The 22,683-nt window shown below is 52.7% G+C and carries 21 protein-coding genes and 1 pseudogene; 6 read left to right on the forward strand and 16 right to left on the reverse strand.

Annotation, left to right across the window (positions count from 1 at the left end):
• Window positions 1–175 precede the first annotated feature (175 nt).
• From sucD to sdhC, 8 genes are all read right to left on the reverse strand, one after another.
• The gene (sucD, locus tag OGV57_RS14010; protein ID WP_003022929.1) at window positions 176–1,045 is read right to left on the reverse strand and encodes a succinate--CoA ligase subunit alpha; all 870 of its coding nucleotides are present in this window, start codon (window positions 1,043–1,045) and stop codon (window positions 176–178) included.
• Window positions 1,045–2,211 (reverse strand): ADP-forming succinate--CoA ligase subunit beta, encoded by a 1,167-nt coding sequence (gene sucC, locus OGV57_RS14015; RefSeq protein ID WP_003022927.1) that lies wholly within the window; start codon window positions 2,209–2,211, stop codon window positions 1,045–1,047. Before sucC ends, sucD begins: the two co-directional genes overlap by 1 nt.
• Before the next feature lie 90 nt (window positions 2,212–2,301).
• Window positions 2,302–3,525: a 2-oxoglutarate dehydrogenase complex dihydrolipoyllysine-residue succinyltransferase gene (gene odhB / locus OGV57_RS14020; protein ID WP_003022925.1), complete on the reverse strand. Its 1,224-nt coding sequence runs from the start codon at window positions 3,523–3,525 to the stop codon at window positions 2,302–2,304.
• Window positions 3,526–3,539: 14 nt separating this feature from the next.
• A complete protein-coding gene (gene sucA / locus OGV57_RS14025) occupies window positions 3,540–6,341 on the reverse strand; it encodes a 2-oxoglutarate dehydrogenase E1 component (protein WP_054528198.1) in 2,802 nt (933 codons plus the stop codon).
• Between the two features lie 403 nt (window positions 6,342–6,744).
• Window positions 6,745–7,461 (reverse strand): succinate dehydrogenase iron-sulfur subunit SdhB, encoded by a 717-nt coding sequence (gene sdhB, locus OGV57_RS14030; RefSeq protein ID WP_003022921.1) that lies wholly within the window; start codon window positions 7,459–7,461, stop codon window positions 6,745–6,747.
• Between the two features lie 15 nt (window positions 7,462–7,476).
• On the reverse strand, window positions 7,477–9,243 hold the full coding sequence (gene sdhA, locus OGV57_RS14035) for a succinate dehydrogenase flavoprotein subunit (protein ID WP_003022919.1): 1,767 nt from the start codon (window positions 9,241–9,243) through the stop codon (window positions 7,477–7,479).
• A complete protein-coding gene (sdhD, locus tag OGV57_RS14040) occupies window positions 9,243–9,590 on the reverse strand; it encodes a succinate dehydrogenase membrane anchor subunit (protein ID WP_003022916.1) in 348 nt (115 codons plus the stop codon). The genes sdhA and sdhD overlap by 1 nt, the downstream gene beginning before the upstream one ends.
• The gene (gene sdhC, locus OGV57_RS14045) at window positions 9,584–9,988 is read right to left on the reverse strand and encodes a succinate dehydrogenase cytochrome b556 subunit (protein WP_003831406.1); all 405 of its coding nucleotides are present in this window, start codon (window positions 9,986–9,988) and stop codon (window positions 9,584–9,586) included. Before sdhC ends, sdhD begins: the two co-directional genes overlap by 7 nt.
• Window positions 9,989–10,371: 383 nt before the next feature.
• On the opposite strand from sdhC, the pseudogene OGV57_RS14050 reads away from it, so the two are divergent.
• The 6 genes and pseudogenes from OGV57_RS14050 (at window position 10,372) to OGV57_RS14075 (ending at window position 16,305) form a co-directional block, all read left to right on the forward strand.
• A pseudogene (locus OGV57_RS14050) lies at window positions 10,372–10,482 on the forward strand (hypothetical protein).
• 203 nt (window positions 10,483–10,685) lie between these two features.
• The gene (locus OGV57_RS14055) at window positions 10,686–11,969 is read left to right on the forward strand and encodes a citrate synthase (protein ID WP_003831404.1); all 1,284 of its coding nucleotides are present in this window, start codon (window positions 10,686–10,688) and stop codon (window positions 11,967–11,969) included.
• A 220-nt stretch (window positions 11,970–12,189) separates the two neighbouring features.
• Window positions 12,190–13,929, forward strand: coding sequence for a type VI secretion system tube protein TssD (gene tssD / locus OGV57_RS14060; protein WP_054528197.1), 1,740 nt, complete (start codon window positions 12,190–12,192; stop codon window positions 13,927–13,929).
• Window positions 13,916–14,200, forward strand: coding sequence for a bacteriocin immunity protein (locus OGV57_RS14065; protein WP_016149801.1), 285 nt, complete (start codon window positions 13,916–13,918; stop codon window positions 14,198–14,200). The genes tssD and OGV57_RS14065 overlap by 14 nt, the downstream gene beginning before the upstream one ends.
• Before the next feature lie 170 nt (window positions 14,201–14,370).
• Window positions 14,371–15,045 (forward strand): bacteriocin immunity protein, encoded by a 675-nt coding sequence (locus OGV57_RS14070; protein ID WP_230131654.1) that lies wholly within the window; start codon window positions 14,371–14,373, stop codon window positions 15,043–15,045.
• 213 nt (window positions 15,046–15,258) lie between these two features.
• Entirely contained in the window at window positions 15,259–16,305 is a 1,047-nt protein-coding gene (locus OGV57_RS14075; RefSeq protein ID WP_048216696.1) for an AbrB family transcriptional regulator, read from the forward strand.
• Here the strand turns inward: OGV57_RS14075 and nei are convergent.
• Genes nei through ybgI form a run of 8 tightly spaced genes read right to left on the reverse strand, consistent with a single transcriptional unit; the run spans window position 16,302 to window position 22,595 of the window.
• Window positions 16,302–17,093, reverse strand: a complete 792-nt coding sequence (gene nei, locus OGV57_RS14080) for an endonuclease VIII (protein WP_054528196.1) — start codon at window positions 17,091–17,093, stop codon at window positions 16,302–16,304. The two genes, OGV57_RS14075 and nei, sit on opposite strands and share 4 nt — an antisense overlap.
• Window positions 17,094–17,107: 14 nt before the next feature.
• On the reverse strand, window positions 17,108–17,752 hold the full coding sequence (gene pcp, locus OGV57_RS14085; protein ID WP_054528195.1) for a pyroglutamyl-peptidase I: 645 nt from the start codon (window positions 17,750–17,752) through the stop codon (window positions 17,108–17,110).
• A gap of 9 nt (window positions 17,753–17,761) precedes the next feature.
• Window positions 17,762–18,757, reverse strand: coding sequence for a DUF979 domain-containing protein (locus tag OGV57_RS14090; protein WP_003847337.1), 996 nt, complete (start codon window positions 18,755–18,757; stop codon window positions 17,762–17,764).
• A complete protein-coding gene (locus tag OGV57_RS14095; protein ID WP_003835449.1) occupies window positions 18,754–19,476 on the reverse strand; it encodes a DUF969 domain-containing protein in 723 nt (240 codons plus the stop codon). The genes OGV57_RS14090 and OGV57_RS14095 overlap by 4 nt, the downstream gene beginning before the upstream one ends.
• A gap of 53 nt (window positions 19,477–19,529) precedes the next feature.
• Complete coding sequence (gene pxpA / locus OGV57_RS14100; RefSeq protein WP_003835451.1) at window positions 19,530–20,264, reverse strand: 5-oxoprolinase subunit PxpA; 735 nt, start codon at window positions 20,262–20,264, stop codon at window positions 19,530–19,532.
• A complete protein-coding gene (gene pxpC, locus OGV57_RS14105) occupies window positions 20,254–21,186 on the reverse strand; it encodes a 5-oxoprolinase subunit PxpC (protein WP_032938517.1) in 933 nt (310 codons plus the stop codon). Before pxpC ends, pxpA begins: the two co-directional genes overlap by 11 nt.
• Entirely contained in the window at window positions 21,180–21,836 is a 657-nt protein-coding gene (pxpB, locus tag OGV57_RS14110) for a 5-oxoprolinase subunit PxpB (protein WP_003835457.1), read from the reverse strand. The genes pxpC and pxpB overlap by 7 nt, the downstream gene beginning before the upstream one ends.
• 15 nt (window positions 21,837–21,851) lie before the next feature.
• Window positions 21,852–22,595 carry a radiation resistance protein YbgI gene (gene ybgI, locus OGV57_RS14115; protein ID WP_003022887.1) on the reverse strand — a complete coding sequence of 248 codons (744 nt, stop codon included), beginning with the start codon at window positions 22,593–22,595 and terminating at the stop codon, window positions 21,852–21,854.
• Window positions 22,596–22,683: the final 88 nt, after the last annotated feature.

The following is a 22,683-nucleotide window of genomic DNA, read 5'->3' on the forward strand; positions in this document are numbered from 1 at the left end:
TCAAGAGAAAGAATGATGTTCACCGCAAAAAATAATCTTATTTATGCAGATGATTATGAGTAATTTGCAAGATTCAGATAACTAAAAATAAAAAAAGGCCATCATCAGATGGCCAACCATGTCGAAACGGGACCAGCCCTTGACTACGCAGAGAGTCAGGGCTGTTTTTTATTTATTACTTAATAACGGTTTTCAGCGCTTCGCCGATATCGGCCAGGCTACGAACAGTTTTCACGCCTGCAGCTTCCAGCGCAGCGAATTTCTCATCCGCCGTACCTTTCCCACCTGCGATGATCGCACCCGCGTGACCCATACGCTTACCTTTCGGCGCAGTCACACCCGCGATGTAACCCACAACCGGCTTGGTTACATGATCTTTAATGTATGCCGCCGCTTCTTCTTCAGCGCTACCGCCTATCTCACCGATCATGACGATCGCTTCAGTCTGCGGATCTTCCTGGAACAGCTTCAGGATGTCGATGAAGTTAGAACCTGGGATCGGGTCGCCACCAATGCCCACACAGGTGGACTGGCCGAAACCGTAGTCGGTAGTCTGCTTAACCGCTTCATAGGTCAGGGTACCTGAACGGGAAACGATACCCACTTTACCCGGCTTGTGAATGTGGCCCGGCATGATGCCGATTTTGCACTCGCCCGGGGTGATAACACCTGGGCAGTTCGGGCCGATCATGCGCACGCCAGCTTCATCCAGCTTCACCTTCACGGTCAGCATATCCAGCGTCGGAATGCCTTCGGTGATGGTGATGATAAGCTTGATGCCTGCATCGATTGCTTCCAGAATGGAGTCTTTGCAGAACGGTGCCGGAACGTAGATAACGGTGGCGGTAGCGCCAGTCGCTTCTACAGCTTCACGCACGGTGTTGAACACCGGCAGGCCCAGGTGCGTGGTACCGCCTTTACCTGGCGTTACGCCGCCAACCATCTGCGTACCGTAAGCAATCGCTTGTTCGGAGTGGAATGTCCCCTGGCTACCGGTGAAGCCCTGGCAGATAACCTTGGTATCTTTATTAATTAAAACTGACATTATTTCCCCTCCACTGCGGCAACAACCTGCTGAGCTGCATCCGTCAGACTTTTCGCTGCAATAATATTCAGGCCGCTATCAGCCAGTTTTTTCGCGCCGAGTTCAGCGTTGTTACCTTCCAGACGTACCACGACCGGAACGTTTACACCTACTTCTGCTACCGCGCCGATGATACCGTCAGCGATCAGGTCGCAACGTACGATACCGCCGAAGATGTTAACCAGTACGGCTTTAACATTGTCATCAGAGAGGATAATTTTGAACGCTTCGGTTACACGCTCTTTGGTCGCACCGCCACCAACGTCGAGGAAGTTAGCCGGTTCGCCGCCGTGCAGCTTAACGATGTCCATGGTGCCCATTGCCAGGCCCGCACCGTTAACCATGCAACCGATGTTGCCGTCGAGCGCAACGTAGTTCAGTTCCCACTGCGCAGCCTGCGCTTCACGCGGATCTTCCTGAGACTGGTCGCGCATTTCGCGCAGGTCAGCCTGGCGGAACAGCGCGTTGCCGTCAGCACCCAGTTTGCCGTCGAGGCAGATCAGGTCACCCTGCTTGGTGACAACCAGCGGGTTGATTTCGATCAGCGCCAGGTCGCGCTCCAGGAAGATAGTCGCCAGACCCATGAAGATCTTGGTGAACTGCTGAACCTGTTTACCTTCCAGACCCAGTTTGAACGCCAGCTCGCGACCCTGGTAAGGCATCGGGCCTGCCAGCGGATCGAGCGCCACTTTGTGGATCAGGTGCGGGGTTTCTTCCGCTACTTTTTCGATTTCCACGCCGCCTTCGGTAGAGGCCATGAAGACCACGCGACGGGAGCTACGGTCAACAACTGCGCCGAGGTAAAGTTCTTTACCAATGTCGGTCGCGGCTTCAACCAGAATCTGATTTACCGGTTGGCCATGAGCGTCTGTCTGGTAGGTGACCAGACGTTTACCCAACCAGTGTTCAGCAAAAGCGCGAATGTCTTCTTTGCTGTTCACAACCTTCACACCGCCCGCTTTACCGCGGCCACCAGCGTGAACCTGACATTTCACTACCCACGGGCCAGCGCCGATTTTTGAAGCGGCTTCTTCTGCTTCACGCGGAGTAGTACAGGCATAACCCACCGGTGCCGGTAAGCCATAGCGGGCAAAAAGTTGTTTTGCCTGATATTCATGTAAGTTCATGTGTTCTGTCCATCCTTCAGGTAATCGTTATCTTTTACCCGTAGGTCTGATAAGCATCCAGACCTACGGGGCAGGTGATACTCTTATTAACTACACGTCCAGCAGCAGACGCGTTGGATCTTCCAGCAACTCTTTAATGGTTACCAGGAAGCCTACTGACTCACGACCATCGATCAGACGGTGGTCATAAGACAGCGCCAGATACATCATCGGCAGGATTTCAACCTTGCCGTCTACCGCCATCGGACGATCTTTGATGGCATGCATACCCAGGATGGCGCTCTGCGGTGGGTTGATGATCGGCGTGGACATCAGGGAACCGAATACACCACCGTTAGTGATGGTGAAGTTACCGCCCGTCAGATCTTCAACCGTCAACTTGCCGTCGCGACCTTTAACTGCCAGTTCTTTAATGTTCTTCTCGATGTCTGCCATACCCAGCAGATCCACATCACGCAGGACCGGCGTGACCAGGCCACGCGGCGTGGAGACCGCCATGCTGACATCAAAGTAGTTGTGATAAACCACGTCATCGCCGTCGATGGACGCGTTCACTTCCGGATAGCGTTTCAGCGCTTCAACTACCGCTTTCACGTAGAAAGACATAAAGCCCAGACGGATACCGTGGCGTTTCTCGAATGCATCACCGTATTGCTTACGCAGGTCCATGATTGGCTTCATGTTGACTTCGTTGAAGGTGGTCAGCATGGCGGTGGAATTTTTCGCTTCCAGCAGACGCTCGGCTACGCGTTTGCGCAGACGGGTCATCGGAACACGTTTTTCGCCACGCGCGCCCAGTTGAGCCTGTGGTGCAGGTGCTGCTGCCGGCGCTTTTGCTTCGGCTTTCGCAGCCGGGGCTTTCGCCAGATGTTTTTCAACATCTTCACGCGTGATACGACCGCCGACACCGGTGCCGTTGATAGCGCTGGCTTCGAGGTTATGCTCACCCAGCAGGCGACGGATCGCCGGGCTCAGGGCATCGTTGTTCTGCTCAGCAAGAGACGCCTGCTGGCGCTGTGCCGGAGTAGAATCTTTCTCTTCAGACTTAGCGCTGGTTTCTTTACCAGTGCTGTTGCCTTCACGCAGGCGACCAAGGATCTGGCGAGAAGTGACGGTTGTCCCTTCATCTTCCAGAACCGCATCAAGAATACCGTCCGCTGATGCCGGTACTTCCAGTACCACTTTGTCAGTTTCGATTTCTACCAGTACTTCATCACGACGTACTGCATCGCCCGGTTTTTTGTGCCAGGTTGCAACCGTTGCATCCGCTACGGATTCAGGCAGGTCGGGAACAAGAATATCTACGCTACTCATTATTTATCCTTTATTTAATCGACGTTCAGCGCGTCATTTACCAGATCTTGTTGCTGCTTCTGGTGAACGGACATATACCCTACTGCCGGAGAGGCAGAGGCCGGGCGACCTGCATAACGCAGAGCTGACCCAAATGGAATTACTTCACGGAAATGATGCTGGCTGCAGTACCATGCGCCCTGGTTGAGCGGCTCTTCCTGGCACCAGACAAAATCATGTACATGAGCAAACGGTTTCAGCGCTTCCTGCACCGCTTTATGCGGGAACGGATAGAGCTGTTCGAGGCGCACAATGGCAACATCTTTTTGGTCGTTCTTGCGGCGTTGCTCCAGCAGGTCGTAATAAACCTTACCAGAACACATCACGACACGCTTCACGCCTTTCGGATCAAGTTCATCGACTTCGCCAATGGCTGGCAGGAAGGTGCCATTTGCCAGTTCGTCCAGCGTAGACACCGCCAACGGATGACGCAGCAGCGACTTCGGTGACATCACCACCAGCGGACGGCGCATACCGCGCAGCGCCTGACGACGCAGCATGTGGTAGACCTGTGCCGGGGTAGACGGGACGCAAACCTGCATGTTTTGCTCAGCGCAAAGTTGCAGATAACGTTCCAGACGCGCGGAGGAGTGCTCCGGACCCTGACCTTCGTAGCCGTGCGGCAGCAGCATCACCAGACCGCACATACGGCCCCATTTCTGCTCGCCGGAAGAGATGAACTGGTCGATAACCACCTGCGCACCGTTGGCGAAGTCGCCGAACTGCGCTTCCCAGATGGTCAGCGTGCGCGGTTCTGCCGTGGCATAACCATACTCGAACGCCAGTACCGCTTCTTCAGACAGCACGGAGTCCCATACGCGGAACGTGCCCTGGCCGTTATGCACATGCTGCAGCGGCGTGTAGGTTGAACCGTTCGCCTGATTATGAATGACCGCGTGACGGTGGAAGAAGGTTCCGCGACCGGAGTCTTCACCCGACAGACGAACCGGAATGCCTTCGTCCACCAGCGTGGCGTAAGCCAGATTCTCTGCCCCACCCCAGTCGAATAGCTTCTCGCCTGCGGCCATGGCCTGACGGTCGCCGTAAATTTTGGCAACACGCGACTGCATTTCAACGGCTTCAGGCACGGTGCTGATGCGTTTTGCCAGCTCCTGCAGACGCTTCATCTCAACCTTGTTCGGGTAGCTTTCGTCCCACTCGTGGTTGAGGTACGGCGACCAGGTGAAGGAGTGCATGTTCATTGGACGCCACTCTTTCACCACGCATTCACCAGCATCCAGCGCATCACGGTACAGATTGACCATTTCGGTCGCATCTTCCAGCGTGGCGACTTTGTCCGCTTCCAGCTTGTCAGCGTAAATTTTACGCGGGGTCGGATGCTTTTTGATTTTCTGATACATCAGCGGCTGGGTTGCGCTCGGCTCGTCGGCTTCGTTGTGGCCGTGACGGCGGTAGCACACCAGATCGATGAACACATCGCGTTTGAAGGTATTACGGAAGTCCAGCGCCAGGCGCGTCACGAAAGCGACCGCTTCCGGGTCATCCGCGTTAACGTGGAAGATTGGCGCCTGAACCATCTTACCGATGTCGGTGCAGTACGGAGTAGAACGCGCATCCAACGGGTTAGAGGTAGTAAAGCCCACCTGGTTGTTGATGACGATGCGAACGGTACCGCCCACTTCGTAACCACGCGCTTTCGACATGTTCAGGGTTTCCTGAACCACGCCCTGCCCGGTTACCGCCGCATCGCCGTGGATGGTGATTGGCAGTACTTTGTTGCTGCTCGGCTCGTCCAGACGATCCAGACGTGCACGTACGGAGCCGATAACCACCGGGCTAACGATTTCCAGGTGCGACGGGTTAAACGCCAGCGCCAGGTGTACCAGACCGCCTTCGGTTTCGATATCAGACGAGAAGCCCATGTGGTACTTCACGTCGCCAGTACCGAGGTGTTCTTTATGTTTGCCTGCGAATTCGTCGAACAGTTCCTGCGGGCGTTTACCCAGTACGTTAACCAGAACGTTCAGACGACCACGGTGCGCCATGCCCAGTACCACTTCACGGGTACCGCTGTTACCAGCGTGACGGATCATCTCTTTGAGCATTGGGATTAACGCATCACCGCCTTCCAGCGAGAAGCGTTTCGCGCCCGGGAACTTAGCGCCCAGGTAGCGTTCCAGACCTTCTGCTGCGGTCAGTTCGCTCAGGAAGCGTTTCTTCTCTTCGCTACTGAATGCGGCACGGCCAGACTCGATACGCTGTTGAAGCCAGCGTTTTTCTTCGGTGCTGGTGATGTGCATATACTCGGCGCCAATTGGGCCGCAGTAGGTTTGTTTCAGCGCAACAACCAGGTCGCTCAGCTTCATGGTGTCTTTGCCGCCGGCAAAAGAACCTACGTTAAAGCTTTCCTGGAAATCCGCATCGGTCAGATCGTGGAAAGACGGGTCCAGATCGGCCACATTTTCTTGCTGCCACAGTCCCAGCGGATCAAGATTCGCATGCTGATGACCGCGGAAACGGTAGGCGTTAATGAGCTGCAGGACTTTAACCTGCTTCACATTGGCATCAGGGTCGGAGATAGAAGAAGAGTAACGTGGAGTAATCAACGCCTGCCGACGGAAATAATCACGTGTTTTTGAGTGGAGTTGATCCGGTTTGACTCCGGTACCAGGTAACTGCTGGAACGTCGAACGCCAGTTAGCATCTACCGAGTCAGGGTCGGTTAAGAAGTCTTCATAGAGCTGTTCTATCCAGCTCTGGTTAGAACCAGAGAGGTAAGAAGAGTCCAACCAGGCTTTCAAAGCGCTGTTCTGCATCGTGATCCCTTAAGCATCTTTTCTGCTTATTTAATACTCTAAATAGATCGCGTTTCAGGAAGGTGGCAAGCTTGCGAATCCCAGGGAGCTTACATCCAGTAAGTGACCAGGGTGAGCAAGTGCAGCCAACGCACATGCAACGTGAACTATGACGAGTATTTCGCCGTGGATACTACCACGCACACCGATGTGCGTGCCGGGGTTCACTTGTTGCGGACTGTCGTGTCATCTGCGTCCGCTAAGGAACCTTTAAAAACTGTCTAATAATCTTCGCTGTTCAGGCTACGGCTGCGTTGCGGTCTTGTCTCGCTCTGAACATCTCGATTATTACTACTCATATGGCAGTTTTTAGAGGTTTCCTGTACTACCGGGGAATCACTTCCCCGGCAACCACTACAAAATCTTACGCACTACGTTTGAGCAGCATCGACTTAATATGGCCGATGGCGCGCGTCGGGTTCAGTCCTTTAGGACATACGCTGACGCAGTTCATGATGCTATGGCAGCGGAATACGCTGAAAGCGTCACTTAAACCTTCCAGGCGGCTGTCGGTCTCGGTATCGCGGCTATCAATTAAGAAGCGATACGCGGCCAGCAGGCCTGCCGGGCCAATAAACTTGTCCGGATTCCACCAGAATGATGGGCAGGACGTTGAGCAGCATGCACACAAAATACATTCATACAGCCCATCGAGCTTCTCACGCTGCTCAGGCATTTGTAAATGCTCACGAGCCGGCGGATTTTTCCCATTATTCAACAAGTAAGGCTTAATCTTCTCATACTGTGCGTAGAATTGCCCCATGTCTACCACCAAATCGCGCACAACCGGTAAACCCGGCAGCGGGCGAATGACAATTTTCTTGCCCGGCTGATTCAGCGCAGAAATAGGTGTGATACAGGCCAGTCCATTTTTGCCGTTCATATTCAGACCGTCGGAGCCGCAGACCCCTTCACGGCAGGAGCGGCGGAACGACAGAGACGGATCTTTTTCTTTCAGCTGCATCAATGCATCCAGCAGCATCATGTCGCGCCCTTCTTCCGCCTCCAGGGTGTAATCCTGCATACGCGGAGCGTCGTCAACATCCGGGTTATAGCGATAAACTGAAAACTCGAGTTTCATTGTCCTGTCTCCGCATTAATAAGTACGAATCTTCGGCGGGAATGCCGGGCGCAGCTTCGGTTCCATATTGACTTGACGTCGCGTCATGGATTCCGACTCTGGCAGGTACAGGGAATGGCACAGCCAGTTTTCATCATCACGTTCCGGGAAGTCGAAGCGGCTATGCGCGCCACGGCTTTCGGTACGGAAGTTTGCAGATACTGCAGTGGCGTACGCGGTCTCCATCAGGTTATCCAACTCCAGACACTCAACGCGCTGGGTGTTGAACTCGCTGGAGGTATCGTCCAGACGGGCATTTTTCAGGCGTTCGCGAATCGCTTTCAGCTCTTCCAGACCTTTCGCCATCGCATCGCCTTCGCGGAATACCGAGAAGTTATGCTGCATACATTCTTGCAGCGCTTTGCGAATCGCCACCGGGTCTTCACCGTTACGGTTACCGTTCCAGCGGTTCAGTCGTGCCAGAGAAGCATCGATTTCATCTTCGGTCGCATCCAGCAGGTCACCCTGCTCAGCGATAGATTCCTGCAGATGCAGACCCACCGCACGACCAAACACCACCAGGTCCAGCAGCGAGTTGCCGCCGAGACGGTTGGCACCGTGAACCGATACGCAGGCGATTTCGCCTACCGCAAACAGTCCCGGGATCACCACATCTTCGCCCTGCTCATTCACAGTCAGCGCCTGGCCAGTAACTTTGGTCGGAATACCACCCATCATATAGTGGCAGGTTGGGATAACCGGAATCGGCTCTTTGACCGGGTCAACGTGAGCAAAGGTACGAGACAGTTCGAGAATGCCCGGCAGACGGGATTCCAGTACTTCTTTACCCAGGTGGTCGAGTTTCAGTTTGGCGTGCGGACCCCACGGGCCGTCGCAGCCGCGACCTTCACGGATTTCGATCATGATGGAACGCGCCACCACGTCACGACCCGCCAGGTCTTTTGCATTCGGGGCATAACGCTCCATGAAGCGCTCACCGTGTTTGTTCAGCAGGTAGCCACCTTCACCACGGCAGCCTTCTGTGACCAGAACGCCCGCACCGGCGATACCGGTTGGGTGGAACTGCCACATTTCCATATCCTGCACCGGCACGCCAGCGCGGATAGCCATACCAACACCGTCACCAGTATTGATGTGGGCATTGGTGGTGGACTGATAAATACGGCCAGCACCGCCGGTCGCCAGCACGGTCGCACGGGCTTTGAAGTAAACTACCTCACCGGTTTCAATACACAACGCGGTACAACCGACAATCGCGCCATCGGCATTTTTTACCAGATCCAGCGCATACCATTCTGAGAAGATGGTGGTATGGTTTTTCAGGTTCTGCTGATACAGCGTGTGCAACAGCGCATGACCGGTACGGTCTGCCGCTGCCGCAGTACGTGCCGCTTGCTCACCGCCGAAGTTCTTCGACTGGCCGCCAAACGGACGTTGATAAATTGTGCCATTGTCGAGGCGAGAGAACGGCAGCCCCATGTGGTCCAGTTCCAGAATCGCTTCCGGACCGGTTTTACACATATATTCAATAGCGTCCTGGTCACCAATGTAGTCCGACCCTTTAACGGTGTCGTACATGTGCCATTCCCAGTTATCTTCATGGGTATTACCGAGCGCAACGGTGATGCCACCCTGCGCGGATACGGTATGGGAACGGGTTGGGAACACTTTAGAGAGCAGCGCACAAGTCTGCCCGCTCTGGGAAATTTGCAGCGCCGCGCGCATACCTGCGCCGCCGGCACCAATCACAACAGCATCAAATTCTCTGACTGGCAGTTTCATTACACACCCCACACCACAACAAATCCATAAATGACGTAAACCACCAGCGCAACAACGATAGCCAGTTGCAGAATCAGGCGCACAGCCAGAGGTTTAACGTAGTCGGTCAACACCTGCCACATGCCGATCCAGGCATGAATCAAGATGGAGAAAAGTGCCAGCAGGGTGAAGACTTTGGTGAATGCCGATGAGAAGAAACCGGTCCAGACTTCATACGTCAGCTCGCCGCTGGTGGCGAAGAAACCGACCATAAAGATGATGTATAACGTCAGAACGATAGCGGTAGCACGGACCAGAATGAAGTCATGTACGCCGTTGCGTCCTAATGCGGAGGCGTTGCTTACCATACGAGGACTCCTGCGAGAAGTGAAAGCACGACAATAATAACGAAACAAATTTTGGCGGAGCGTGTCCCTGCTTCGAGGGTTTCTTCGATATAGCCAAAATCCATCAACAGATGGCGAATGCCCATTACGGCGTGATATGCCAGCGCAATCAGGATCCCCCACAGAATTAACTCCACAAAGAAGTTATTCATAATGGATGACGCGGTGAGGAAACCTTCAGGGGAGGAAAGGCTGGTACCCAATAACCACAACAGAATCCCGACCGCCACGAAGGTGATCACTCCGGATACGCGATGGAGAATGGACGCTATCGCCGTGATTGGGAACCGGATCGTTTGCAGATCCAGATTGACAGGTCTTTGTTTTTTCACATTTCTTATCATGAATAACGCCCACATGCTGTTCTTATTATTCCCTTTAGACTTCGGGTACAGAAGATGAAGACACCTGTAGCCTGAAAGACGACGGGATTTCCTTCCTCCGGTCTGCGTGCGGGTCAGACAGCGTCCTTACTATAACTACGCGTCATATAAAACACTGCTTCCAGATGCTAAAACGACACGTTACAACGCTGGTTGGCTCGGGATTGCAGGGTATTCCGGAGACCTGGCGGCAGTATAGGACGTTCACAAAATCATTACAATTAACCTACATATAGTTTGTCGGGTTTTATCCCGAACAGTGACATAGGTCACGATAACAACATTATTTTAATTTTTAATCATCTGATTTGACAATCATTAAACAAAGTTGTTACAAACGACACCAGAAAAAGCATATAATGCGTAAAAGTTATGGGGTCACTCTTTCACCGGAGATTTAGTTATGTAACAGTGTGGAAGTATTGACCAATACCTTCAGGACAGTTATTAGTGATAGACAGGTTAAATAATTCGGATTGCTAAGTTCTTGATTTGCAGTTTATTCGCCATAAAAAGACCGTTTTACCTGCAAGCGCCCATAGCTCTGTACCCAGGTCATCCCCTCTTTCGCAGAGCGGCGAGCCAAATAACAAACTGGTAACGGTTTATTGATGCACGAAGGCAAATTTGAGTTCCGGCAGTCTTAAGCAATAAGGCGCTAAGGAGACCGTAAATGGCTGATACTAAAGCAAAACTCACTCTAAATGGTGACGCTGCTATTGAACTGGATGTGCTGAAAGGTACGCTCGGTCAGGACGTTATTGATATTCGTAGTCTTGGCTCAAAAGGGATGTTTACTTTTGACCCAGGTTTTACCTCTACCGCATCCTGCGAATCCAAAATTACTTTCATCGACGGTGACGAAGGTGTTTTGCTGCATCGCGGCTTCCCGATTGACCAGTTGGCGACCGAGTCCAACTATCTGGAAGTGTGTTATATCCTGCTGTACGGCGAAAAACCGACGCAGGAAGAGTACGACGAGTTCAAAACCACAGTCACTCGCCATACCATGATCCACGAGCAGATCACGCGTCTGTTCCACGGTTTCCGCCGCGACTCTCACCCGATGGCCGTTATGTGCGGTGTCACCGGAGCGCTGGCAGCGTTTTATCATGACTCGCTGGATGTAAACAACGCGCGTCACCGTGAAATCGCCGCCTTCCGCCTACTGTCCAAAATGCCAACCATGGCAGCGATGTGCTACAAGTATTCCATCGGGCAGCCGTTCGTGTACCCGCGTAACGATCTCTCCTACGCCGGTAACTTCCTGAACATGATGTTCTCTACGCCGTGCGAAAAATACGAAGTGAATCCGATTCTGGAACGCGCCATGGACCGTATCTTAATCCTGCACGCTGACCACGAACAGAACGCCTCAACCTCTACCGTACGTACCGCGGGCTCTTCTGGCGCTAACCCGTTTGCCTGCATCGCGGCTGGTATCGCTTCCCTGTGGGGACCGGCACACGGCGGCGCAAACGAAGCTGCACTGAAAATGCTGGAAGAAATCAGCTCTGTTAAACACATTCCGGAATTTGTTCGCCGCGCGAAAGACAAGAATGATTCCTTCCGCCTGATGGGCTTTGGTCACCGTGTTTATAAAAACTATGACCCGCGCGCTACCGTCATGCGTGAAACCTGCCATGAAGTGCTGAAAGAACTGGGCACCAAAGATGATCTGCTGGAAGTGGCGATGGAACTTGAGCACATTGCGCTCAACGACCCATACTTCATCGAGAAGAAACTCTACCCGAACGTAGACTTCTACTCCGGCATAATCCTGAAAGCGATGGGTATTCCGTCCTCCATGTTCACCGTTATCTTCGCCATGGCGCGTACCGTTGGCTGGATTGCACACTGGAACGAAATGCACACCGACGGCATGAAAATCGCCCGTCCGCGTCAGCTGTACACCGGCTACGACAAGCGCGATTTTAAATCTGATATTAAGCGTTAATTGTTCAGGCCACCGGGTAATTCCGGTGGCTTTTCTCAGACCCTGCTCAAATTACCGCATTCATCTCATTAATATTATTCTCATCAGCCAATTCGTCCCATAATACATTTCAGACATGCACCCCCTTTTATATAGCATCAATCGCCAACGCATAATTTGATTTTTAAATTTATTTGCTATTTAATTCGGCCTTATAAAATACACCTCTGGATTAAATGGCATGGGCGATCTTATTTACCTGAAGATAACAGGTGAACAACAAGGAAATATTTCTTCCGGCTGTGGCACTTACGCATCTGTAGGAAATCGCTGGCAGAAAAACCATCCTGATGAGATTTTTGCTTTTTCACTTTCGAATGGATTAGCTAATACTGATTCTGGTATTAATACCCAACTACTGAACTTCACAAAACTAATTGATAAAAGCACACCATTATTGATTAACGCCATCAATAATAATGAACGTCTGTTTATTGAAATTGATTTATGGAGAATAAACAGATTTGGTAGATGGGAACGCTTCTATTATATTCAATTAAGAAATGCATCGGTAAAAAGCATACAAACCTATGTGGCCCTAAACGAGCTGGATACCGAAGAAATTGCAGTATCGTATGACTATATTCTTTGCAAACACCTGATTGCCAACACTGAGTTTGACTACCTGGCATTGCCTGCTGAGTACAACCGTTTGTTTATACCACCCCGCCCTCAGCCGGTCAGTACGATAAAACCCATAGTGAAACGCCCTTCTCCCCCTGCACCACACATTCCAGCAGTTACGCCGGTCTATGCTAAATCCTGTCTGAAAGAAAAAGGCTGTACAGACGCGGGGAGCCGTGAAGAATCGGCTGAAAACTTCGGACAGATGGCGGTTTTCGCACAATCTTCCGTCGATGATTGTTGCGGATATGCACAGCCCGCAGAAGCCTCGGCCGCGCTGCCGATCTTAGGTGGGCTGACGCAGGTGTGGGGCGAGTGGTCACTCAGTGGCATGCTCAGCGCCGCACGCGGCGTTCCTTATATCGGAGCGCTAGCTTCCGCGTTGTATATTCCGTCCGCGGGTACGGGCAGCGCACGCGTTCCCGGACGTGATGAGTTCTGGTATGAGGAAGAACTGCGGAAAAAGGCGCTGGTAGGTGGCACTGCCACCACCCGGGTTCGTTTTTTCTGGGGAACCGACATTCACGGTAAATCGCAAGTCTACGGCGTGCATACCGGCGAAGGTACTCCTTATGAAAACGTGCGCGTCGCGAATATGCTGTGGAACGATGAACATCATCGCTATGAATTTACGCCTGCCCACGACGCAGACGGGCCGTTAATCACATGGACGCCGGAAAATCCTGCGACGGGTGATGTACCTGAACATACTGGAAACGATGTTCCACCGCTGGATCAGCCAACCATTCTGGTAACACCCATCCCGGATGGCAAAAACGAATACACCACGCCACCGTTCCTTGTGCCGGATGTCGCCGATTTTAACGATTATATTCTGATTTTTCCGGCCGATTCAGGCATTCAGCCGATATATGTATACCTGAAAGCAGCCCGGGACGCCCCCGGTACAGCAACCGGCCACGGTGAAATTTTATCCGGAAATGGTCGTTGGCTTGAGGCCGCCAGTTCTGGGCTGGGAGCGCCGATACCTGCACAGGTGGCGGATAAGCTGCGAGGAAGAACATTTCGCAACTTTGACCATTTCAGAGAAGAATTCTGGCTTGCGGTGTCAGAATGCCCTGAGCTTATGAAGGATTTTAAACCATCTAACCAAACCCTGATAAGAATGGGGTTGGCACCATATCCTATTCCTTCAGAGCAGGTAGGCGGCAGAACGACTTTTGAACTTCATCACGTAGAAGAAATCCAGCATGGCGGAGAAGTTTTTAATATGGATAATATAAACATTACTACTCCTCGCTTACATATAGGAATACATAAAAATGCTAATAGATAATGAAAAAACCATAAGCGATTACACTGAGTCAGAGTTCATTGCTCTGCTATCTAACTTTTTTGAGAATAAACATGGGCTAAATGCCAAGGATTTTGGTAAATTTATCGATGATCTACAACTACATGTAGTCAAAGTCACCCAGCACCCACTTGGTAATGGACTAATTTTTAATACACCAGATGAGATTGAATGTTCACCCTTGGGAATATTCAAGGAAATAAAAAAATGGAGAGCATCTCATGGCTTAGAGTTATTTAAAGATTCTAAATAAGCTCTGCAAAGAAATTTATTAAAACAGTGAATATATGAATCATCTTAAGCAAAAACTCGAAGACTACACCGAAGCTGAATTCATATGAATTCTCCACAAACCCACGCTACCTGGGAGAAATAGACCGTGAATATTACATCGACTCATTAGTCGATCATTTCGATAAAATAGTGGATCATCCGGAAGGTAATGGTTTGATTTTTTATCCCCCAGATGACCGAGAAGACAGCCCGCAAGGCGTCATTGATGAAATCAAAAGATGGCGTAAGTCCAAGGACTCCCACTATTTAAGGATTCTGACAATGCCTCTGCCTGAACGAATGAGACCAGTTAAGGTCAGTAGTCGCAAGATCAAGGAACTGTCACAAAAAGCCACACAGATACTTGCAAGAATTGATAAAGGCGCAAAGGAAGAAGACTCTGCGCTAAGGAGCATGATTGATGAATGGAACAGCCAGGTCGTTTCTCCCCGAACATTTTCTGATTTCAGAGACTTTTCCTCCTGGACTAACGCCGTAGAGTTTACTCGTATAGCGTTTACCAGAGCACAATGGTATGCCGATTTTACATGGGACGAACTGATTCAAACCATTCGTACTGTGTGCGATCCCAAGTGCAAGGAATCCGAACAAGATCATGCCCTTTCATTACTCGAGAAAAATTTTGACGGTAATCCATCCGATCTTATTTTTTGGCCGAATGAATGGTTCCAGAATCCTGATATGTTACATGTTGAGTTAACTACTGAGGAAATCGCAGGGTATTTAGTGGCCCGATCCAGTAGATATTTAGATGATGCACCAAAAATGGAGCTAAAATACTCAATTCCTCTAGCCAATTCTTAAAAAAGGTGAATCTATCTTCATTTTATCCTGCACTCGTTATGCCAACCTCTAATGTTCTTAAGGTCTGCCGTTCGATCCTGTGGCAGACCGCCAATATACCTGACTCCGTCACTGGCTAATCCGTTTTTATTGATACTTGATATTTTTTTCAGCGGACTTTTTCTCTATGCTGTATCAACACGTTAAACGCAACATATAACTCAGGAGCATGGGATGCCTGTTTTGCAGTGGAGCCTGTTGTTTGTGCTATCGCTCCTGCTTTCCCTGCTCTTTCTGCTTATTCATCTTCCAGGCCCCTTGCTGCTCGGTTCGATGATCGTCGGCATCATCTTCAGTCTGCGCGGCATCTCTCTGCATCCTCCCCGCTGCACATTTCTTGGCGCGCAGGCGATTCTCGGCTGCATGATTGCCCAAAATCTGACCGGTTCAATCTTCACAACCCTTGCAGCCCACTGGCCGATGGTGATTGTTATCCTGCTGGCAACCCTTATCAGCAGCGCGATAATCGGCTGGCTGCTGGTTCGCTACAGTAATCTACCGGGTAACACCGGCGCATGGGGCTCGTCACCAGGCGGCGCAGCGGCAATGGTGGCGATGGCGCAGGATTATGGTGCCGACATCCGACTGGTGGCGTTTATGCAGTATCTGCGCGTACTGTTGGTGGTCGGCGCGGCGGCGATGGTCACCCGTCTGGTGATGGGCGACCAGGCGCAGGCGGTCAGTGAACAAATCATCTGGTTTCCGCCTCTAAGCGGCAATCTTTTCAGCACTCTGATGTTGGCCGCCGTTGCCGGCACGGCTGGACGCTTACTGCGTATTCCCTCTGGCGTCATGCTATTGCCGATGCTGGTGGGTGCCTTGCTGAATGCAAGCGGAGTGATGGTGATTGAACTGCCGGAATGGCTACTGGCGATAGCCTATATGGCCATCGGCTGGCAAATCGGCCTGGGCTTTGACAAGCAGATATTTTTAATGGCGCTGCGCCCTTTGCCGCAGATCCTGTTGTCCATTTTTTCACTGATGGCGATCTGCGCCGCTATGGCCTGGGGACTGGCGCATTACATGCAGATAGATTTTCTCACTGCCTATCTGGCAACCAGTCCTGGAGGAGTGGATTCTGTTGCGGTGATCGCCGCAGGAAGCCACGCTGATATGGCGCTCATCATGGCGATGCAAACCCTGCGACTGTTCAGCATTTTGTTAACTGGCCCCGCAGTCGCGCGGTTTATTTCGGTGCACGCTCCAAAACGGCCCGCTTAGTGCTGACATCCCGGACACCAGTAAAAAGGTCGCGAGGAGAGCATCGTTTTCTCGATAGTCCCACCACAACGCTCACAGGCTTCGCCGTCCCGATGAAAGACCTTGAAGCGAAACAACGCACCGTGATGCTTATTCTCATCGGCCAGCCCGCGGGTATTATAAGACAGGCGCGGAATATCAAGCAGCGCATGTGCCAGCGCGTCCAACTGTTCTTCATTAAGCTGCGACGCTTTATGCTGTCCGGTCAACCCTACCTGCCAGAGGATCTCTACCCGTAGGTAGTTACCTAATCCCGCCAGAAACGCCTGGTCCAGTAGCAGACCAGAAAACTGGCGATTGCAAAAACGCGGAGATAACAGACGCCCTTTAACCTCATCGGGCGTTAAACGTAAATCCAGTACGTCCGGCCCAACTCGTTGCAGGAACGGGTGGGTGGTGAGCTGTTCTGGCGTCAGCATTTCGATATCAGACGCGCTATAGAGCAGAATTGTCTTGTCATGTGTTTGCAGACTGACGCGCAGTACCCGCGAAGTTTGCGGGATTTCGCCGGTATCCACGACTCGCCACACGCCATAGAGCTGATTGTGACTGTACAGCGTCAGGCCATTGGAAAAATGGGTCAGTAATGCTTTCCCTCGCGTTTCAAGCTGGGTAACACTCTGCCCAATTAGTTGAGATTGATACGGTTTTAACTGCTCAAAGGCAAACCAGACTTCCGTCAGGGGTTTGCCTTTGACTGCCGCCTCCAGGTTATCCGCCGCGCGGCGGATCTCCGGGCCTTCAGGCATAATACTGTCCTTTGTTAATGTGTTGCGCCGCCCGTCACTGCGATATCGCTTTCCACCTGCAAGGCGGTGGCAATTGCGACTTCCAGCGCCCGGCGTACTGTTTCAGCCGCCATACTTGGCGCCCCGGGATGCTGTGCGGCCTGTTGCGGCAAATAAGGGATGTGAATAAAGCCGCCCTTCACCGCCGGTGCGTCGCGTAGTTTATGCAGCAGACCATACATCACATGATTACACACGAAAGTGCCAGCGGTCTGGGAAACCGAGGCCGGAATTCCCGCGTTGCGCATAGCCACAACTATCGCTTTGATCGGCAGCGAGCTAAACCATGCCGCTGGACCATCGGCTACAATCGGCACATCTACCGGCTGTTGCCCCTGATTATCTGCAATACGCGCATCGTCAACGTTAATCGCCACGCGTTCCACGGTGATATCCGTGCGGCCACCTGCCTGCCCCACCGCCAGGACCAGCGATGGCGACAGCGCGTCAATCGCGCCATTGAGTACGGTAAGAGACTCGCCAAAGACGCACGGCAGTTGGCGGGCAACGACGCGGCATCCACCGATGATAGCATTATCGAGTCCCGAGACCACTTCCCAGGAAGGGTTAACTGATTCGCCGCCAAAGGGTTCAAATCCCGTGATGAGTACTGTTTTCATCCTGTCACCTTACAAGAACATCAGGAAATACATCAGGAACACGTTGACCAATAGCAGCAGTATGCCGGTTGGCACCTGCGCTTTAATCACCGCGTTTTTGTCCGGTAGTTCCAGCAGCGCAGCAGGGACAATGTTAAAGTTCGCCGCCATCGGCGTCATCAGTGTCCCGCAATAACCGGAGAACATACCAATCGCCGCCATTACCGCCGGATTACCACCGTGTTGCAGTACAAGAATTGGAATACCAATCCCAGCGGTCACGATCGGGAAAGCAGCAAACGCATTGCCCATGACCATCGTCAGCAATGCCATGCCGATGGTGTACACCGCCACTGCGATAAAGCGACTGTCTACCGCCAGATATTCCTGCGTCAGATATGAAATGCCGCTGCCTACGCCCGCTGCCGTAAACAACAGCCCGAGCGTAGCCAGAATCTGTGGCAGGATGAACGCCCAGCCGATGGAGTCCAGCAGACGGCGCGCCTCCTGGATCGGTTGATGCACCCGCTCATGGGTCATTTTTATTGCCATCGCCAGACCAATCAACGAACCTGCGGTCATGGAAAAAAGCGTCACCAGCGTGGCGTGATTACCCGGCCCAAACAGCGCATCCTGTAAGCCCGGAATATGGTTGAACATCAGCACGCCAATAACCGTTACTACCGGGATCGCCAGCGCCGGGAAAAACAGGCGGTTGCCCAGGCGACTGGCACTTTCTTCGCGCTGTTGCTGCGTCCGTTGATGATAGCTTCCCAGCTTTACGCCGCCGAAACCGGCGATCAGCGCCAGGACGACCACCGCAATACCGACGGCAATATGCACCGCGCGCTTGTCGCCAAACAGCGAGAATGTCCAGTCGCCAAGCAGAAACAGTACGCCGTATATGCCCCAAAACAGGCCAGTGGTGAAACGACGCGGGTTCGCTTTATCCTGCCAGGACATGACGGCCACAATCAGTAATACCGCGCCCGCCAGCCAGTAGAGATAGCTTTGTTGAAAATTCATTGCGCTTCCCCTTTCGCTGCGGCATTCGCTTTCGCCACCTCACGTTGCAAATAGCTATCCAGACGCCACAAACGTGTGCCGTGGATCAGGAAAGCACAAATTGCCGTTGGGATCCCCCATAGGGCGATATGCAGCGGTTCGGTCTGGATCCCACCAGACTCCAGCATAAAGTTATGCATGAAGATGATGGCGCCGAAAGCAACAAAGATATCTTCACCGAAAAACAGCCCGACGTTATCGGTCGCCGCTGACATTGCGCGCAGTCGATAGCGTACCGCCCCAGGTATCTCGCCGTGATTTTTCTCAGCGGCCCCTTCCGCCATCGGCGCCAGCAGCGGACGCACCATTTGCGGATGCCCCCCCAGACTGGTGAGTCCTAATGCAGCGGTCGCTTCGCGAATGAACAGATAAACAATCAGCAGGCGGCCGCTGGTAGCGCTGCGGATTTTTGCAATCCACGCCTGCGCACGCTCTTTCAGACCGTGACGTTCCAGCAGACCGATTACCGCCAGTGGGATCAGCAGGATAAACGGTAGGTTGCGGGTGTTAAGAAAACCTTCACCCAGTTTCTCGAGAATAGTGGCGATAGGCATATGCGCCGCCAGCCCCGTGACGATCCCGGCAATAATAACCACCAATACCGGGTTAAAACGTAAAAGAAATCCGACCACGATGACGGCGATCCCCGTCAATGGCCAGAGAGAAATAGCCTCTCCCATAATTAAATCCCTTATGTTGTTGTGTAATATATTATTGTTTTGTATGAATAAATTTATGCGCTAATTTGAATATTGCATGCTTCAAAGGCGCTACGCAAGCGGCGGGCAAAAGCGAGTGCGTGCTCGCCATCCCCATGAATGCATACCGTCTGGGCAGTCACGCTCGCCCATGTCCCACTTTGGCTTTTTACTCTGCCGGATTGCACCATTTCTAACGTTTGCGCCAACGCCTGCTCTTCATCCTCAATCAGTGCGCCCGGCTGACTACGCGGCACCAGGCTGCCATCGGCCTGATAACCCCGATCGGCAAACACCTCCTGACGCGTTACCAGGCCATAGTGTTCTCCAGCACGAATCAGTTCGCTTCCCGCCAGTCCCACTAAAATCAGCGACGGATCGCAGGCATGAACCGCTTTCGCAATCGCATCAGCCAGTTGAGGATCTTTCGCTGCCTGGTTATAGAGCATGCCATGCGGTTTGACATGATGCATCACACCGCCCTCCGCCCGCGTGATGGCAGCCAGCGCGCCAATTTGATACAGCGTCTGCGCATACACCGTTTGTGCAGGCAGGGTCATGGCGCTACGGCCAAAATTTTCCCGATCCGGAAAGCTGGGATGCGCACCTATCGCTACGCCATTTTTTAGCGCTTCGCGCACGCTTGAGAGCATGGTTTGCGCATCGCCTGCGTGAAACCCACAGGCGATGTTGGCCGATGACACCAATTGCAGCAACGCTGCATCGTTCGCACATCCCTCACCGAGGTCTGCATTGAGATCAATTTTCATTGTTAAGCCGCCATGCTAACTGTTCCAGGTAACGCTGCTGGTCGTACCGCGCCTTCAGCGCTTCCTCCAGCGAACACTGCACAAAATGAATCGGTTGACCGAGCGGGATCTGCGCCAGATGATACATATCTGCCTCGATGATACAGGCGATGCGCGGATAGCCGCCCGTCGTCTGGGCATCGTTCATCAGCACAATGGGTTGGCCATTATGTGGAACCTGCACCACGCCGGGGAGCAAGCCATGCGACAGCAGCTCGCGATCGGTCGTACGCGTCAGCGGCTGCCCCTGAAGACGATACCCCATACGGTTACTTTGTGGGCTAAGTTGCCACGGTGAGCGCCAGAACGAAGCCTGCGATACCTCATCAAACTCCTGATATTCAGGTCCGGGCAGCGCACGAATGAGATTACCCCACATCAGTTGCTTAACACCTTGCGGCTCGCTGAATTTCCGGGTAGATACGCCAATCGCCAGTCGATCGCCATCACGCAGTAGACGCCCTTCAAACCCACCAATGCCCACTTTCAGATCGGTACTACGCGAGCCCATCACTTCAGGAACATCAATACCGCCCGCTACCGCCAGATAACTGCGCATGCCATGAAGCGGACGTTTTAGCGTCAGGCGCTGCCCGGCTTTTACCGGTAACCGCCATCCGCTCCACACGGGCGTACGATCCAGATGCGCTTCGCATCCGGCACCGGTCAGGGCAAACCAGCCATCGGCTTCAAACTCCACCACCAGTTGCCCCAGCGTGATTTCCAGCGCTGCGGCATTCGCATCATTACCCACCAGCAGGTTAGCCACGTTCAGCGCCGGTTTATCCAGCGCCCCACAGTGACTGATTCCGGATTGACGAAAACTATGACGTCCCCCGTCCTGTACTGAGGTGTACATGCCAGCGCGGATGATGTTTAACATATCCCCTCCTTCTGCGGGACAAAACGCACCGTATCGCCAGCCCGTAACAGAATCGGCTCCTCCCGTTTTGGATCAAATAACGAAACGGAGGTACGCCCAATCAATTGCCACCCGCCAGGCGTGGAAAGCGGGTAGATCCCCGTTTGAGATCCACCGATACCGACAGAACCTGCCGGAACAAGCAAACGCGGTTCCGCACGTCTGGGAGTATGCAGTTGTTCAGGTAAGCTCCCGAGATAGGGGAATCCCGGCTGAAAACCGATAAACCACACCACGTAATCAACCGACGCATGAAGTTCCACAACTTGCTTGTCACTTAATCCGCTGTGCCGGGCGACCTCTGCCAGATCGGGGCCGGCCTCACCGCCATAGGTGACGGGAATTTCAATAAAGCGCGAATCCGGCTCCAGTGCTTCACTCTCTTCCCACCAGCGTTGCAGGCGCTCAATCGCATCCAGCGCCAGCGTTTGCGGGTCGCGCAAGGTCACCGTGATATTGTTCATGCCTGGAATAGCTTCCAGTACATTCGGGGCATCAACCAGACGCTGGGCCAGACGCCAGATGCGTTTCTGAGTCGCCAGCGTAATGGGTGGCTCCAGTTCAAGAACCACTGCCGTTTCACCTAACAGATAACAACGCGCTCGCTGCACTTTCGTCCCTCTTTATTACGCTGGATTAGGAATATCGATAAAAGTCACGTCCAGATCGGTATTTTCATTAAGCCAATCGCTTAATGCGCGAATGCCGCCGCGTTCGGTCGCGTGGTGACCGGCAGCATAAAAATGCAGCCCCTGCTCGCGGGCTGAGTGAATGGTTTGCTCTGAAACTTCACCAGTGATAAAAGCGTCGACGCCAAACCGGGCTGCGCTATCAATAAAACTTTGACCGCCCCCCGTACACCAGGCGACGCGCTGAACTTTTTCCGGACCGGTATCACCACACCATAACGGTTTACGGCCTAAACGCGCTTCAATCCACGATGCCAACTCCAGTCCCGGAACCGGCATGGAGAGTTCTCCCCATGGCACCAGCGGTTCGATCTCACCCATCACGGTAATCCCCAACAGCGCGGCCAACTGCGCGTTATTCCCCAGTTCCGGGTGAGCATCCAGCGGCAGGTGCCAGCCATACAGGTTGATATCGTTTTCCAACAGCGTTTTCAGACGATGGCGCTTCATGCCGCGAATTACCGGAGATTCGCCTTTCCAGAAATAACCGTGATGAACGATAACCGCATCGGCCTGCAGGCGCACCGCCTCATCCAGCAGCGCCTGACTTGCGGTCACGCCGGTCACGATTTTATGCACCGTCTCTTTGCCCTCAACCTGCAAACCATTCGGCGCATAGTCGCTAATGGCGGCGCTGTTCAGTTTGTCGTTGATCAGTTGTTCCAGTTCGGTGTTTTTCATCATCGTCCTCGTAGTCATTAATTCTGCCTGCCTAATCAGCAACACAGCTTAGGTTAAAATAGCGTCCTCGCCTGCGTTCGTCGATAGC

Origin of the sequence: Citrobacter sp. Cf087 (genome assembly GCF_030334285.1) — a bacterium.
GTDB lineage: Bacteria > Pseudomonadota > Gammaproteobacteria > Enterobacterales > Enterobacteriaceae > Citrobacter > Citrobacter freundii.

Coding starts and splice junctions, on each gene's coding strand:
- sucD (WP_003022929.1), bottom strand. CDS start 1,045: ATGTCAGTTTTAATTAATAAAGATACCAAGGTTATCTGCCAGGGCTTC.
- sucC (WP_003022927.1), bottom strand. CDS start 2,211: ATGAACTTACATGAATATCAGGCAAAACAACTTTTTGCCCGCTATGGC.
- odhB (WP_003022925.1), bottom strand. CDS start 3,525: ATGAGTAGCGTAGATATTCTTGTTCCCGACCTGCCTGAATCCGTAGCG.
- sucA (WP_054528198.1), bottom strand. CDS start 6,341: ATGCAGAACAGCGCTTTGAAAGCCTGGTTGGACTCTTCTTACCTCTCT.
- sdhB (WP_003022921.1), bottom strand. CDS start 7,461: ATGAAACTCGAGTTTTCAGTTTATCGCTATAACCCGGATGTTGACGAC.
- sdhA (WP_003022919.1), bottom strand. CDS start 9,243: ATGAAACTGCCAGTCAGAGAATTTGATGCTGTTGTGATTGGTGCCGGC.
- sdhD (WP_003022916.1), bottom strand. CDS start 9,590: ATGGTAAGCAACGCCTCCGCATTAGGACGCAACGGCGTACATGACTTC.
- sdhC (WP_003831406.1), bottom strand. CDS start 9,988: ATGTGGGCGTTATTCATGATAAGAAATGTGAAAAAACAAAGACCTGTC.
- OGV57_RS14055 (WP_003831404.1), top strand. CDS start 10,686: ATGGCTGATACTAAAGCAAAACTCACTCTAAATGGTGACGCTGCTATT.
- tssD (WP_054528197.1), top strand. CDS start 12,190: ATGGGCGATCTTATTTACCTGAAGATAACAGGTGAACAACAAGGAAAT.
- OGV57_RS14065 (WP_016149801.1), top strand. CDS start 13,916: ATGCTAATAGATAATGAAAAAACCATAAGCGATTACACTGAGTCAGAG.
- OGV57_RS14075 (WP_048216696.1), top strand. CDS start 15,259: ATGCCTGTTTTGCAGTGGAGCCTGTTGTTTGTGCTATCGCTCCTGCTT.
- nei (WP_054528196.1), bottom strand. CDS start 17,093: ATGCCTGAAGGCCCGGAGATCCGCCGCGCGGCGGATAACCTGGAGGCG.
- pcp (WP_054528195.1), bottom strand. CDS start 17,752: ATGAAAACAGTACTCATCACGGGATTTGAACCCTTTGGCGGCGAATCA.
- OGV57_RS14090 (WP_003847337.1), bottom strand. CDS start 18,757: ATGAATTTTCAACAAAGCTATCTCTACTGGCTGGCGGGCGCGGTATTA.
- OGV57_RS14095 (WP_003835449.1), bottom strand. CDS start 19,476: ATGGGAGAGGCTATTTCTCTCTGGCCATTGACGGGGATCGCCGTCATC.
- pxpA (WP_003835451.1), bottom strand. CDS start 20,264: ATGAAAATTGATCTCAATGCAGACCTCGGTGAGGGATGTGCGAACGAT.
- pxpC (WP_032938517.1), bottom strand. CDS start 21,186: ATGTTAAACATCATCCGCGCTGGCATGTACACCTCAGTACAGGACGGG.
- ybgI (WP_003022887.1), bottom strand. CDS start 22,595: ATGAAAAACACCGAACTGGAACAACTGATCAACGACAAACTGAACAGC.